Here is a 13,117-nt window from a genome sequence, read left to right as displayed (position 1 = left end):
CCCTGGAAGCCGTACGCCCGTGAGTGAAGGGGCGTCACCGAGCTGACAGGCTGGGGCCGGTGAGTCCTCGAACGGCACCCGCGGCCTGCGGGGCCCGATACCGCCAGCCGTGATCACCGATCCGCTGCCACAGCTGGTGGCCCCAGCTGACGCCTCCACACAAAAACCAACGAGAAGCGACACAACCATTGACCTGCGGTCCCCTCACCTCTACTTTTTTGACCGCCTCACCGAACCTGGTCCGGTATTTCGGACACCGGTGGCAGTGGCTGCGCATGCGTGTACCTCAGCACTCTCTCACTGAGCGCCCTTTCTGCTTCCCGCACATCACCGCCAACCTGACCATCGACGCAGACGCCAGCTTCGTGCGGTCAGTGTTCCTTCCCACTTCCCCTCCCCTTGGAGAGCCGCATGTTCCACACCGCTGCAGGAAGATGGACCAGACGCATCACCGCCCCGCTCATCGCCGCCGGGCTCGCCGTCACCGGTCTGGCGGGCCTCGACCGGGAGGAGCCGTCGGCGCCCCTGTCCCCCGAACTGGCAGCCGTGAGCACGAATCAGATAGGCGTCACCCCGCCGCCCATGGGCTGGGCGTCCTGGAACAGCTTCTTCAGCAGTATCGACCACAACGTGATCAAGCAGCAGGCAGACGCCTTGGTCTCCTCCGGCATGGCCGCCGCCGGCTACAAGTACGTCAACCTCGACGACGGCTGGTGGCAGGGCCAGCGCGACGCGAACGGCAACATGGTGGTCGACGAGACCCTGTGGCCCGGCGGCATGAAGGCCATAGCCGACTACATTCACAGCAAGGGTCTGAAGGCCGGCATCTACACCGACGCCGGCAAGCAGGGCTGCGGCTACTACTACCCCACCACCCGCCCCGCCGCGCCCAACACCGGTATGGAGGGCCACTACCAGCAGGACCTGGAGACCTTCCAGCGCTGGGGCTTCGACTACGTCAAGATCGACTGGTGCGGCGGCCGTGTGGAGGGCCTGGACCAGGAGGCCACGTACAAGCAGATCGCCGCCGCCAACGAGGCCGCGTCCGCCGTCACCGGCCGCAAGCTGGTGCTGTCGTTCTGCGAGTGGGGCACCGGACTGCCGTGGAACTGGGCGTCCGGCTATGGGGACTTGTGGCGCACCAGCCATGACGTGCTCCTGTATAAGGAGACCCCGGGCCTGACGAAGATGTACCGCAACTTCGACGAGGCCCTGCAACCCGCCGCCCAGCACACCGGCTACTACAACGACCCCGACATGCTGATGGTCGGCCTGAACGGCATGACCGCCGCACGCAACCGGCTGCACATGAGCCTGTGGTCCATCGCCGGCGCCCCGCTGCTGGCCGGCAACAACGTGGCCACGATGACCACCGAGACCCGCGACATCCTCACCAATCCCGAGGTCCTCGCCATCAACCAGGACCCGCGTGGCCTGCAGGGCGTCAAGGTCGCCGAGGACGCCCGGAACCTGCAGGTGTACGGCAAGGTGCTCTCCGGTACGGGCAAGCGCGCGGTGATGCTGTTCAACCGCACCGGCTCCGCCGCGAACATCACCGTCCGCTGGGCCGACCTCGGCCTGACCACCGCCTCCGCCACCGTGCGCAACGCCTGGACCCGCACCCACACCGGATCCTTCGCCACCGGCTACACCACCTCCGTCCCCGCCAACGACGCGGTGCTTCTCACCGTCTCCGGCACCGAGGCCACCGGCTCGACGTACGAGGACACCACCACCGCCACCACGCCGACGTTCACCGGCGTCACCGCCTCGACGGCAGGCACCAAGCTGGTGGACGTCACCTACGCCAACGGCGGTACCACCGCTCGCAGGGCAACCGTCCAGGTGAACGGCCAGTACAAGTACGTCGTGTCCTTCCCGCCGACCGGCTCTGCCACGACCTACCGCACCGTGTCCGTGCTCGCGCATCTGGCCAAGGGCACGAACACCGTGAGGTTCGCCGCGGTCTCCGGCAGCACCGCGCCCGACATCGACGCCCTGCGCGTCCAGGGCATCCCCGGCACCGACGGCGCCGCCCTCGTCGGCTCCGCCTCCAACCGCTGCCTGGACATCGAGAAGAACACCTACGTCAACGCCACCCAGGCACAGATCTGGGACTGCTCCGGCGGGCGCAACCAGACCTTGGCCCACACGTCGCGCGGCGAACTCGTCGTCTACGGCAACAAGTGCCTCGACGCCGACAACAACGGCACCACCAACGGCACCAAGGTCATCATCTGGGACTGCAACAACGGCACCAACCAGAGATGGACCGCCAACTCCGACGGCACCCTCACCAACAACCTCTCCGGTCTCTGCCTGGACGCCTCCGGCGCGGCGACCGCCAACGGCACCAAGCTGATCCTTTGGACCTGCAACGGTCAGACCAACCAGAAGTGGACCCTCAGCTGATGTCCGCGGAAGGAGCATGACGCGCAACCGGCGAGGGCGCGGCAGCACCTTCGCCGGTCGGCGTACGCCAACCGCAGTGTCACGTCCCCGCTGCGTGCCGTCGCAGTCTCGTCATCTCGTCGCGTGCCCCGCTGCTGGCCGCGTAGGGCTTCGCACCGATGAGAGGTGGGCAAGCTGAAGTTGCTGGTCACGGGGCTGGTGTGCGTGGGCATCGGGATGCTCGTGCTGGTCGCTGGCAGGGGACTTTGGTGAAGATCGTCGGTCATCGGGCGACTTCGCGGTTCGTGAGGACCAGCAAGGCCCGGACCAGGGCGGTCGCCCAGGCGGGGTCGGTGCGTACCTTGCTCAGGACGCGCCAGTTCTTGAGGTGGGCGAAGCCGTGCTCGACGGGTGCCCGGACGGCCGCCAGTGCCGTGTTGGACGGCTTCTGGCCTCGCGTCAGGGGCCGGTTTCCGGGCGGCCTTGTAGCCGGTGATCACCGCCGGGTCGGCGTCGGGGCCGCCGTCGTCGAGGCCGGCGGACCCCAGGTCGGCAATGGCTCCGAGCCCGGCTTCCCGCAGTTTCCGGGTGAGCTTGTCGTGCCGGCAGGCGGTGATCTCCGAGGTGCGCCCGGGGCGGGCCGCCGAGATCCACAGCAGTCGGCCCCGGCCGTCGGTGAGCAGGCCCGGGCCGACGCCGCGGCTGTCGCTCCGGTATCGGCGAAGGTGGCCGGACCCCACGCTGGGCATCGACGTGGCGTGAGCGACGCGACTGCTCTCGACCTGCCCGGACGAGGCGCCAGCCGTACATTCGGACGCATGGACGAGATGCCACAGCGCATCGACCCCTCGATGGACCGCGCAGCCGCCGCGCTCCTGCTCGGGCTGCCTTCCGGCTGAGATCGGCTTCTGCCCGCGCTGCCAGGGGCTCACCCGCCGCTACGGACCCAAGGCCCCAGATCCCTTGCTCCGCCTGTCGGGCGGCCAATGCCGTGGCTGACAAGGACCCTTCCGGCTGATCGGCCGCGATCAGCCGGAGGCCGGAGCCGCGCCCTCACCGAAGGCCGCCACGTCGCCGGATGCCGTGTCTTCCCGGAGATGGACGAACCGCACCGGATGTCGCCAGGCTCCGCGGTCCTGTGCGGTGTCCACGGTGGGCTCCGCGACCATGTCCGGCTCGACGAGAGCTACGTCGAGCGGGGCGCGCGATCCCCACGACGTCGTGAACCGCACGCCCTCCCAGGGGTGCCCCGGACCTGGCACGGTGAGCTGGTCGGCGAGACGCCGGGCCGCCGCGGGGTGCAGTTGGGTGCTGCGGGCGACGAGCCGCAGCACCCCGTCCTGGCCGTAGCGGCCGGGGAGGACGGTCTGGGGACGGTGCAAAGTTCCGGTGATGGCGCCAACGATGCCCTCGGTGGTGTCCCGGCCGGCACTGGCGAAGTGTTGGTATTCGAGGGCTGCAGTATTCGCCTGGCTTCGTAAGCGAGAGCGGGATTCGAGGCGACTGCGGGAGTCACGTTCTGACCGAGTTTGCGATGTCGGTTTGTTTTGATGTCAGTTGGGGGCTTGCGGTGGGAGTGTCAGGTGTGCTTCTTCCGCTGGGGCCTGATGGGTAACTCGCAGTCGAAGGTCGACCTGTATGCCGGGACCATCACCGCCTGCACACCTGCCGGCGTCAGTTGAGGTGACCGGGGGTGTGCCGGTCAGGTGCGGGGTGAGATGCCCAGGAACCGGTGGAGGGAGGTTGTCATGCTGGCGACGAAGGTGTCACGGGTCGGGTCGTCGACATGGTCCAGGGACAGGTAGGGGTTGAGGTCTTCCAGCTCGACCAGGAGGAGGTCGCCCTCCTGGGTACGGCAGGCGTCCACGCGCTGGATACCGTGATCGAGGGTGTTCCAGTCGATGAAGCAGCGGGCGAAACCGAGATCGGCTTCCGTGGGCTGGTAGGGCTCAAGGACCCAACGACGGTCGGGATCGGGGGCGTGGAGGGCGTATTGGAAGGCGTCGTCGACGTAGTAGAACGACATCTCATAGCGGAAGTCGATGCGGGGCTGGACCAGGATGTCGCCGTAGGTGAGGCCGTCCAGCTGGTCCCGGGAGACGAAGTTGAGGCCGATGGAGTCCGCCCCTGCCTTCGGCTTGACCGCGTACTGGTCGGTCTCGGGCAGCACGCCGAGGTTCTGGGGCCGGTCGATGGTGGGGATGACCGGGTATCCGGCTGTCGTCAGGTCCAGCAGGTACTGTTTGCCAGCCATGTCGGCCCGGCCGGACAGCGGGTTGTAGACCCGGGTGCCGCGCGCTGCGGCCTGGTTCCGGAAGGCGTCGTACTCCTTCTGGTAGTGCAGCACGGGGCCGCTGTTGCGGACCACGACCCCGTCGAAGGCGTCCATGAGAGCGGCGGCATCCAGCGGGTGGCACAAAGCGATGTCGAAGTCGTGCCGCAGCCGCGACGACAGGAAGATGTCCTCGTCGCAGTAGCGCCGCCCCCGGGCCTGGTAGGCGAGATCGGTCACGAACAAAACGCTGGGGCGGCCGGGCACGAGGCATCTCCTGGGTCGGTGGCTACCAACCTACCCACGCCGCCGAGCACCGCCCTGCGCCGGGCCCGCCTCCACCGACGACCAGTTACTCTCAGTAGCCGAAGGGTGCGCTCGATCTCGTCTGACAGCGTCGGGGCAATCAAGGTGTGCGCGATCACCGGGTCGAGACATTCCACGTAGGGCCGGTCGAGAAAGTGGGACACGATGAACACCACCCGCGCCCTGTCCGGCGAGGACTTGTCCCGCAACTGCTTCGCGGCCTTGGCGATCAACGACTGGGCCGCCTCGACGACATCGTTCGCCGACACGAACGTCGACCAATGAGTGCCTGGCTCCTCACCTCGCTTCAGTGCCCGGGAGACCGCTGCGTCGTGCTCGCGGAAGTCACCAGGCATCGACTTCACCTCGAAGTCGGCGAACTCGACACCGTCGCGGCCGAGCAGCGACGACAGTGCGTCGCTGTCCGAGTCCGCCACGCGGTAGACGAGATCCACGCCGCCGTGGACGTCTACGGCGACCGACACGATGCCGAGATAGGCGGTCGTCAGCATCGCCGCGAGATGCTCGCCCGCGGCCAGCTTCAACTTCTTCAGGTCGTCCGCCGGTACGTGCGCCGGCAGTGCTTCCGTCGCCCAGTCCATCACTTCGTAGGTGATGGCGATGACGTGTGTGCCGATGCCTCCGTCGAGACTCTTGGCGCTGTCGTCGCTCATGGGCGCGAGTGTGGCAGCACCGTGACGCGGTCGCGACGGGTTTCGGGACTGACTGGTGGGCTCGCATGTTGAGGTGTCGTGTATTCGTAGCTGACGTTGACAACACCATGACGCTCAGGGTCGGTTGTTCATGCACGCGATGCCGTGTTCAACGACGCCCCCGTGTGCCGGTCACACCGCGCCGGTGGCGTCGCCGGGAGATAGATGGCCGGCCTGCCTGCGCGGCGAGTGCCACGGCGCCACCCCGCCTCGCCGCCGCATGAGCCTGAGTTACCCGATGATGTCCGGAGGCAGGCCCCTGAAGAAGTCGCCGACCGGCGACTCCTTCTTCACACCGTCCTTGTAGCTGTAGTCGCATACCCTGCCGTTCTTGAAGAAGAACAGCTCGTCGACGTCGTAGAAGTGGGCGCTCACGGCGTCCAGATCGGAATGGTACTCCTGCGGGAGATTCTCGAAGAACTCACCGATCTTGACCTCGCGCTTGACTCCGGACTCCCAGCTGTAGTCGCAGACCTGGTCTCCCTTGAAGAAGAACAGCTCGTCGGTGTTCCTGTAGAAGTGACGGCACACGGCGTCCAGGCTGGAACCGAAACTCTCGGGGAGACCTGCGAAAAATGCACCAATCCTTCCGGTGGACTTGACCCCGGACTTCCAGCTGTAGTCGCAAACCTGGTCTCCCTTGAAGAAGAACAGCTCGTCGGTGTTGCTGTAGAAGTGACTGCTCACAGCATCCAGGTTCTGGCGGAACTCTTCCGGCAGCCTCTGGAAGAAATCCACGATGGAGCTGTGGGCCTTCACCCCGGACTTCCAGCTGTAGTCGCAGACCTGGTTCCCCTTGAAGAAGAACAGCTCGTCGGTGTTCCTGTAGAAGTGCGCAGAGACTGCGTCCATTCTGCCTGCTCTCATTGGTCGGTTGTCACGCAGTCCAGTCCCAGGCGGCAACAGGAAGGGCGTGTACAAGAACTGACTCGGCTGCTCATTCATACCGGGAACAAAAGGAAAAATCACTTCCGTGTCTCCGCTTTCATACATATGGAGGGCGGTAGGGCGTTGAGCTGCGGAACCGAGGTTCAGAAACACGTACTCAGCTTGTTCTTTATGGTCTGACCTCGAACGATGTCCCGAACGTGATCGCTCGTACGAGGATTCCGGGGACGTGAACACGGCCTTCGTCTGATCCTGTGCTCCGACCAAGAGGTACTTGACCAGTACGAAGGCCGTAGGGGAATGAGTCTGCTGCAACCCGATGTCCGGCGGGAGGCGTTCGCAGTGGCGTCACGCTTCCGGGGCGACTTCTTCGACTCCCTGCCCGTGCGCGGGGACACGCTGTTCGAGCTGACCGACGCGCTGCTGTGCGCGGACGGTCCGGTGACGACACCGGTGAACCTCACGCTGACGGCCGAGCACCGGCGCGGGCATGGCGCGATGTACGACGCGCTGAACCGCGGGGACGTTGATGTGCCGCGGTTGCGGCAGGTGCTGGCCGGGCTGCCGCAGCCCGTGGCCGCCGACGGGCGCTTGGTCCTGGCCGTCGATGTCACCCACTGGCTCCGGCCGGACGCGCCGACGAGTCCGGACCGCTTGTTCTGTCATGTCTACGGCCGCAGCGGGCGCTCGTCGGACCAGTTCGTGCCCGGCTGGCCCTACTCGTTCGTTGCTGCGCTGGAGTCGGGCCGGACTTCGTGGTGCCAGATCCTGGACGCGCTGCGGCTGGGACCGGCCGACGATGTTGCCGTGGTCACCGCGCCCCAAGTCCGCCGGGTGGTCACCGACCTCATCGATATGGGCCGCTGGAAGGCAGGTGACCCTGACATCCTGATCGTCTTCGACGCCGGCTACGACGCTCCGCGCATGGCCTACCTCCTCGACGGTCTGCCGGTGGAGGTCCTGGGGCGGATGCGCACGGACCGCGTCATGCGCAAGCCCGTCCCGGTGCCGTGGATCTCCCCGCCGCAGGGCGGGCGTCCGCCGAAACACGGCAAGGAGTTCCGCTTCGCCAAGCCGAGACCTGGGGCGAGCCCGATGCCGCGACTGTCCAGGCCACCGACCGCTACGGGACCGCTCGCGTAATGGCCTGGGACCGCGTCCACCCGAGGCTGACTACCCGCTCCGCGTGGATCGACCACACCGGCGAACTCCCCGTCATCGAGGGGACACTGATCCGCCTGGAGGTTGACCATCTGCCCGGTGGCCACGATCCGCTCCCGGTCTGGCTGTGGTCGTCGGCCACCGGGACGACCGGCGAGGACGTCGACCTGCGCTGGCAAGCATTCTTGCGCAGATTCGATCTTGAACACACTTTCAGAATGATCAAGCAGACCCTCGGCTGGACCCGTCCGAAGCTCCGTACACCCGAGGCGGCGGACCGGTGGACCTGGCTGATCGTCGCCGCCCACACTCAACTCCGCCTCGCCCGCCCGCTGGCCGCAGACCTCCGCCGCCCCTGGGAGAGGCCGGCCGAGCCCGGTCGACTCACCCCTGCACGCGTCTGCCGCGGGTTCAGGAACCTCCGCCCACATCTCGTCTGCCCGGCCCGTGCGCCGAAACCCAACCGGCCCGGCCCCGGACGCCCGCTCGGCTCGAAGAATCAACGCCCTGCCACCCGCTACGACGTGGGCAAGACGACCAGACGCCCCGGCACCATCGCCGAACGTGACCAGGTCAGACCATGAAGGACAAGCTCAGCCGGCGAGCAGGGCGTGCACCCACTGGTCTTCGCGTTGCTCGATGTATTCGGCGTCGTTTCGCCAGGCGTCACCGTGGCCTTCAGCCCACAGCCTTGCCCAGGGCTGGACACCTTGGGCTGCCTGAGTTCGCAGGAAGTCGTGCATGGAACGCGTACGGCGCCCCAACAGAGGGACCAACCGACGACGTTCGGACTCATCGAGACCGTACGCGTCGGCGAAGACTCGCAGTCGTTCCGCCGCGTCCGGGCGCTGCCAGTCTGGATGTGCGGACAGCGGGATGAACCCGTGAATGGCGTATGCGACATCCCACAGAAGGGAGCCGGGACCTGCTGCGTCCCAGTCGATGAGGGCCCACCGCGTCTCGTCTGCGACCACGAGGTTCCAGGGGGCCAGGTCGTTATGGGCGATGATGTCGCTGCCCTCGGGAGGGATCAGTGTCTGCCAGTGCGCGTCGGACGGGGGCGTGAAGTCCTGCACGGCATCGTGGAAGTCGCGGATGAGGCGTGCAACGCGAGCCAGTTGTCGAGCGGGTTCCATCAGCGAGAACCGGTCGGGCCAGACCACATGTCCCGGCATGAAGGTCAGGACCTCACGTCCTTGATCGTCAATGCCGAGTGGGCGAGGCGCCGCGCTGAATCCCACCTCGTTCAGGTGGGCAAGCAGGGCATGCACGGAGGGAGTCCACGGTCCGGCCGGACGGCGAACGGTGTCTCCGACGCGAACGACACCATCACTTACGTTGCCGCCAGGCAACGGCTGTTCATCATCGTGCTGCATCGAACCAGTGTGTCGGACCAGCTCGCCATGATCACCCCATTAACAGGGGAACGTCAGAGTGCGGACAGAGGTTAAAGAACAAGCTCAGTGAGCCGTCAGGGGCGGTCGATCGCAGTGGGATGATCGCGCGGTGAGTGATGCGAGTGTGTTGGCCGCGGAGGCCGTTGAGTCGCATGTCCGGGCGTTCTCCGAAGGGCACTCAGTGGAGGTCGTCGACTACGACCTCGGGCCGGAACGGCGAGAGGTGGCGCCCGATCTGCGAGTTCTCGTTGTGGGGCCCGGTCCCCGCAGCGACAGCTGGGCCTATGTGACCGCCGGGTGCTGGGCCGCGATGGAGAAGGACAGTCACGGCCTCGAGTTCGTCATGACCGCCCACGTCCGCGACCAGCGGTTCATCGAGCTCATGGCGATGATCGCCTACTACCACTGCGGAGGACATCAGCTCGACCTGGAGCACAGCATGCCGATCGGTGAACCGTGGGTGCCGGGGTCAACCTGCGACCACCTGCTGATCAGCCTGCCCTACCTCCACGGACCAGACCTTGAACACTGTCCCGTTCCCGACGGCCACGCCCGCATCCTGTGGACCCTGCCGTAACGACAGCCGAGATCGAGTTCCGCAGGCGTCACGGACACGAGGCGTTGGAGCAGCTCTTCGACGAGGTAGAGATCATCCCCACCGATCCTTTCAGGGCGTCGGTTGCCTGAGCTTCCGTCCTCCGGCGGTCACCGATGGTGGTCGCCAGGGCCGTATCGGCTCCAGGTTCGGGAACATCCGGATATCCGGCCGTAGTCGATCACCTGACCCGGCCGACGCTAGCAGGACCTGAAGGGGATGTTCCGGAGAGCGAGAGCCGCTCCGCCTGCCGTCTCAGTACTGTGACTTCGCATGACCGACACAGAGATCGATATCACCGCAGACCTGGTTCGCGACCTGCTGCAGGAGCAGCATCCAGACCTTGCAGGGCTGGCCATCCGCGAGGTTGCGGGCGGCTGGGGCAACCAGATGTGGCGCCTCGGGGACGAGTTGGCCGTGCGCATGCAGCGCATGGACCCCACCCCGGAACTCCAGCTCAAGGAGCGGCGGTGGCTACCCGTGCTGGCTCCGCGCCTGCCGCTGCCGGTGCCGACCCCGGTGCGGTGCGGTGAACCGTCCGAGCGCTTCCCCAAGCACTGGACCGTGATGACGTGGGTTCCCGGCGAGCCGCTGGATCACGGCTCGATCAGCCGCGGAGCCCACGCGGCCGACACGCTGGCGGTCTTCCTCCGGGCGCTCCATGTGGAGGCGCCCGCCGAGGCGCCGATCAGCTCGGACTTCGGCGCTCACCCCAAGAAGTGCACCGACGGCTTCGAGAACTTCTTCCAGGCCGTTGCTCCCGACGACATCGCTGCCGATGTCCGGGCCGTCTGGGACGATGCCGTCGCGGCCCCCGAGTGGGATGGTCCGCAGGTATGGGTGCATGGCGACCTCCATCCCGCGAACGTCGTCGTCTCGGACGGAACGCTCTCGGGCATCGTCGACTTCGGTGCCCTGTTCGCCGGCGATCCGGCGTGGGACCTCGCCGCCGCATGGGTGCTGCTCCCCGCGGGTACGGCCTCACGGTTCTTCGACACGTACGCCCATGCAGACGAGGCGACGATCCGGCGCGCCCGCGGGCTCGCCGCGATGAAGAGCCTCTTCCTGATGCTCATGGGACAGAACGGAGATCGGGGTCTTCCCGGCGGCAAGCCGCACTGGGGACCTGTAGGCCGGGCGGCACTTGATCGTGTTCTGAAGGGCGTTTGATGCGCGCTTCTTCGAACTTTTTCTCGATCTTGGTCGAGGGCCGTGCGGCACTCCACCTTCGTGGGTTCATCGATCACCACGCGCGGTGGGGATGCCGAGGTCCACGGCCGTGTGCTGCCCGGGGCTCTGATCGAGCTGGCCGAGCTTCTCCTCGGCGCCGGCCAGGCTGACCCGGAGACCTTCGACCTCGCCGAGCCAGCCTTCCCTCTCGGCTTCGGCGATTCGGGCGATCAGGTTGTCGCGGATCTCGGCAAGCCGTGCCCATTGGGCCGGGTCAGGTCGGAGGAGCGAGCATCTGACGCAAGCGTGCTCGTGGATGCAGGCGGTGCCGTAGGCGCGGGCGCAGGTGCCGACGGAGAGTTTGCGGCGTTCGAAGTGGCCGAGGAAGTCCTCCCACTCGGTTTCGGTGGGGGTGCGGTACTCCTCGGCGGGGCGCAGGGTGCGGCGGCGGGTGATGAAGGCGCGGTGGGCTTCGATGGTCTCGGTGGGGTAGACGGCGTGTAGCCCATGGTGGTGTTGATATTGGTGTGGCCGACGATGACCTGGGCGATGTGGGGTGGCAGGCCGGAGCGGATGGCGTCGGTAATGAACATGCGCCGGAAGTCGTGCGGGGCGAAGTCCATGGGCCGGCCGGTTGTGCCGGTGAGGCCGATGAAGGCGAGGATCTCGGCCAGGGCGCGGCGGATGAATTCGCCGGTCATGCGGGAGGGCTCTCCGGCGCGGTCCCACTGGAACAGCAGTGGTGCGGGTGGGTTCCAGATGCGTTCCTCGTAGTCGTAGGCGGCCAGCAGCGGAATGCCTCCCGTACGCGGGTCGCGGACCCGGCGGACGATGGCGGCCAGGACGTCGGCGAGCTCGGGGCTGACCAGCAGGACACGTTCTTGGTCGGTCTTGGAGGGGGCGATCTGGAGCAGGGGGACGATCTCGCCGGTCGTGGGCAGGCGGTACTGGACCAGGGCGTGGTGGCTGGTCTCCAGCATCTCCTCGATGCGGGCGCCGGTGTGGCGCAGGAACTCCACCGCTGCCCAGGCCCAGAAGGCGCGGTGTTCGGCGAGGTCGTAGTGCAGGAGCGTCCCGGCCGCGTCGCGGGCGCCGGCACCTCCGATCTTGGTGCGGACGAAGACGGCGCCGCCGACGATGAAGGTCGCGCCCGGCGGCACCGCGCGCAGAGCTTCCAGACCAGCCAGGCGGTGGCGATGGTGGTCGGCCGCGGCCCGGGCGAAGGTCTCCAGGGCAGGGAGACGTTCGCGGGTGCGCTGGTCCATTGTTGCTTTTGTTCGTGTTGTGGGGCGGCATCTGCAGCGCGGCGAGTACATCCTGTGCGGGCTTGCACGTCATCGGCCATCGCGTCCCGGCCTCGCGGGCGGGGAACCCCTCGCGGGCGGGGAACCGGGCGCGCGCCTGTTCCAGTGGCCCGCCTGCGGCCTGGGGCACCGGCAGCCGCTCGCCGGGACCGGCGGCGGGTGTGCTGGTCAGGTGCCGGATGCGGGCCTTCACCAGGATCCTCCGGACAGGTCGTTGAGAGCCTGGGCCCGGTAACCGGCTGCTGGCACCGCCGGGATCCGGGCCAGCCGCTCCTGGCGCACGTGGTGCGCTCGCACGGCCTCGACGATCTCGTCGCGGCCGGCCGGTAATGGTGGAGTCGGGTATTGGAACTGCCTGAATGCCTCTGGAACGAGAGGTTCTCCGAGCGGGACCTGACCACCCTGGAGTGAGCGTTCGGCAACGTCGAAGTGCCAGGTCACATGGCGTGTCGGGGTTGGCGAGTGGTCTGTACTTCGCACTCTGCGGCGTGATCGAATGGGGGATGACATCGTTCTGGACTGGCAATCGGATACGCCTGCGCGGTATCGAGCCTGACGACTGGACCGCGTTCATGCGGTTCGCCGTGGACGAAGAGCGGATGGGCGACCTGCTGAACCCGCCTCGTTCCGCCGAAGGATTTCGTGCCTGGGCGAAGGAACAGGCCGCTGCCAAGTCCGATGGCGACTGCTTCCAGTTGGCGATCGAGGACGTCGACGCGGGGGAAATAGTCGGTGCTGTCGGCTCGCACCAGGCTGATCCGCGTGCGGGCTGGTTCGAGTATGGCGTCACGATCGGCGCTGATCACCGACGCAAGGGCTATGCGGCGGAAGCCGTGGTGATGCTGCTGCATTTCATGTTCGCCGAGCGGCGTTATCACAAGTGCGAAGCACTGATCTTCGCGCACAACGAAGCGTCGCTA

The 13,117-nt window shown here is 67.0% G+C and carries 11 protein-coding genes and 2 pseudogenes; 6 read left to right on the top strand and 7 right to left on the bottom strand.

All coding sequences use genetic code 11. The features are described 5' to 3' along the window. Window positions 1-411 precede the first annotated feature (411 nt). Window positions 412-2,412, top strand: coding sequence for a ricin-type beta-trefoil lectin domain protein (locus KWI83_RS33040; RefSeq protein ID WP_218518079.1), 2,001 nt, complete (start codon window positions 412-414; stop codon window positions 2,410-2,412). A 262-nt stretch (window positions 2,413-2,674) separates the two neighbouring features. On the opposite strand, the pseudogene KWI83_RS40125 reads toward KWI83_RS33040, so the two are convergent. After that, window positions 2,675-3,071: pseudogene (locus KWI83_RS40125) on the bottom strand (transposase family protein); the annotation flags it as partial. A 78-nt stretch (window positions 3,072-3,149) separates the two neighbouring features. Here KWI83_RS40125 and KWI83_RS39330 point away from each other — a divergent pair. Next, complete coding sequence (locus KWI83_RS39330; RefSeq protein ID WP_256363143.1) at window positions 3,150-3,290, top strand: hypothetical protein; 141 nt, start codon at window positions 3,150-3,152, stop codon at window positions 3,288-3,290. A 129-nt stretch (window positions 3,291-3,419) separates the two neighbouring features. On the opposite strand, the gene KWI83_RS33025 is transcribed toward KWI83_RS39330, so the two are convergent. The 4 genes from KWI83_RS33025 to KWI83_RS33010 form a co-directional block, all read right to left on the bottom strand. After that, entirely contained in the window at window positions 3,420-3,773 is a 354-nt protein-coding gene (locus tag KWI83_RS33025) for a hypothetical protein (RefSeq protein ID WP_218518078.1), read from the bottom strand. A gap of 320 nt (window positions 3,774-4,093) precedes the next feature. Next, window positions 4,094-4,930, bottom strand: coding sequence for a hypothetical protein (locus tag KWI83_RS33020; protein ID WP_218518077.1), 837 nt, complete (start codon window positions 4,928-4,930; stop codon window positions 4,094-4,096). Then, complete coding sequence (locus KWI83_RS33015; protein ID WP_218518076.1) at window positions 4,900-5,643, bottom strand: hypothetical protein; 744 nt, start codon at window positions 5,641-5,643, stop codon at window positions 4,900-4,902. Before KWI83_RS33015 ends, KWI83_RS33020 begins: the two co-directional genes overlap by 31 nt. Window positions 5,644-5,913: 270 nt before the next feature. Next, window positions 5,914-6,534 (bottom strand): hypothetical protein, encoded by a 621-nt coding sequence (locus tag KWI83_RS33010; RefSeq protein WP_218518075.1) that lies wholly within the window; start codon window positions 6,532-6,534, stop codon window positions 5,914-5,916. A 336-nt stretch (window positions 6,535-6,870) separates the two neighbouring features. Between KWI83_RS33010 and KWI83_RS33005 the strand changes: the two are divergent. Then, a pseudogene (locus KWI83_RS33005) lies at window positions 6,871-8,315 on the top strand (NF041680 family putative transposase). Between the two features lie 9 nt (window positions 8,316-8,324). Here KWI83_RS33005 and KWI83_RS33000 read toward each other — a convergent pair. Further along, a complete protein-coding gene (locus tag KWI83_RS33000; protein WP_218518074.1) occupies window positions 8,325-9,107 on the bottom strand; it encodes a phosphotransferase enzyme family protein in 783 nt (260 codons plus the stop codon). A gap of 130 nt (window positions 9,108-9,237) precedes the next feature. On the opposite strand from KWI83_RS33000, the gene KWI83_RS32995 reads away from it, so the two are divergent. Both KWI83_RS32995 and KWI83_RS32990 read left to right on the top strand, forming a co-directional pair. Next, window positions 9,238-9,705, top strand: coding sequence for a suppressor of fused domain protein (locus KWI83_RS32995; protein ID WP_308122317.1), 468 nt, complete (start codon window positions 9,238-9,240; stop codon window positions 9,703-9,705). 291 nt (window positions 9,706-9,996) lie between these two features. Continuing rightward, entirely contained in the window at window positions 9,997-10,893 is an 897-nt protein-coding gene (locus tag KWI83_RS32990) for an aminoglycoside phosphotransferase family protein (RefSeq protein WP_218518073.1), read from the top strand. 230 nt (window positions 10,894-11,123) lie between these two features. Here KWI83_RS32990 and KWI83_RS39320 read toward each other — a convergent pair whose 3' ends face one another. Then, complete coding sequence (locus KWI83_RS39320) at window positions 11,124-12,158, bottom strand: site-specific integrase (protein ID WP_305733706.1); 1,035 nt, start codon at window positions 12,156-12,158, stop codon at window positions 11,124-11,126. A gap of 527 nt (window positions 12,159-12,685) precedes the next feature. Here KWI83_RS39320 and KWI83_RS32980 point away from each other — a divergent pair. Next, on the top strand, window positions 12,686-13,117 hold a 432-nt coding region (locus tag KWI83_RS32980), incomplete at its 3' end, for a GNAT family N-acetyltransferase (RefSeq protein ID WP_308122316.1).

Source organism: Streptomyces sp. TRM70350, from assembly GCF_019219825.1.
Taxonomy (GTDB): domain Bacteria; phylum Actinomycetota; class Actinomycetes; order Streptomycetales; family Streptomycetaceae; genus Streptomyces.
Note: the sequence above shows the minus strand (reverse complement) of the source record. Positions and strands in the feature narration are given on the sequence as shown.

Excerpts from the sequence above, each read along its gene's own strand:
- KWI83_RS32990 (WP_218518073.1), top strand. The coding sequence starts at position 9,997 with ATGACCGACACAGAGATCGATATCACCGCAGACCTGGTTCGCGACCTG.
- KWI83_RS33010 (WP_218518075.1), bottom strand. The coding sequence starts at position 6,534 with ATGGACGCAGTCTCTGCGCACTTCTACAGGAACACCGACGAGCTGTTC.
- KWI83_RS33040 (WP_218518079.1), top strand. The coding sequence starts at position 412 with ATGTTCCACACCGCTGCAGGAAGATGGACCAGACGCATCACCGCCCCG.
- KWI83_RS33000 (WP_218518074.1), bottom strand. The coding sequence starts at position 9,107 with ATGCAGCACGATGATGAACAGCCGTTGCCTGGCGGCAACGTAAGTGAT.
- KWI83_RS33015 (WP_218518076.1), bottom strand. The coding sequence starts at position 5,643 with ATGAGCGACGACAGCGCCAAGAGTCTCGACGGAGGCATCGGCACACAC.
- KWI83_RS39320 (WP_305733706.1), bottom strand. The coding sequence starts at position 12,158 with ATGGACCAGCGCACCCGCGAACGTCTCCCTGCCCTGGAGACCTTCGCC.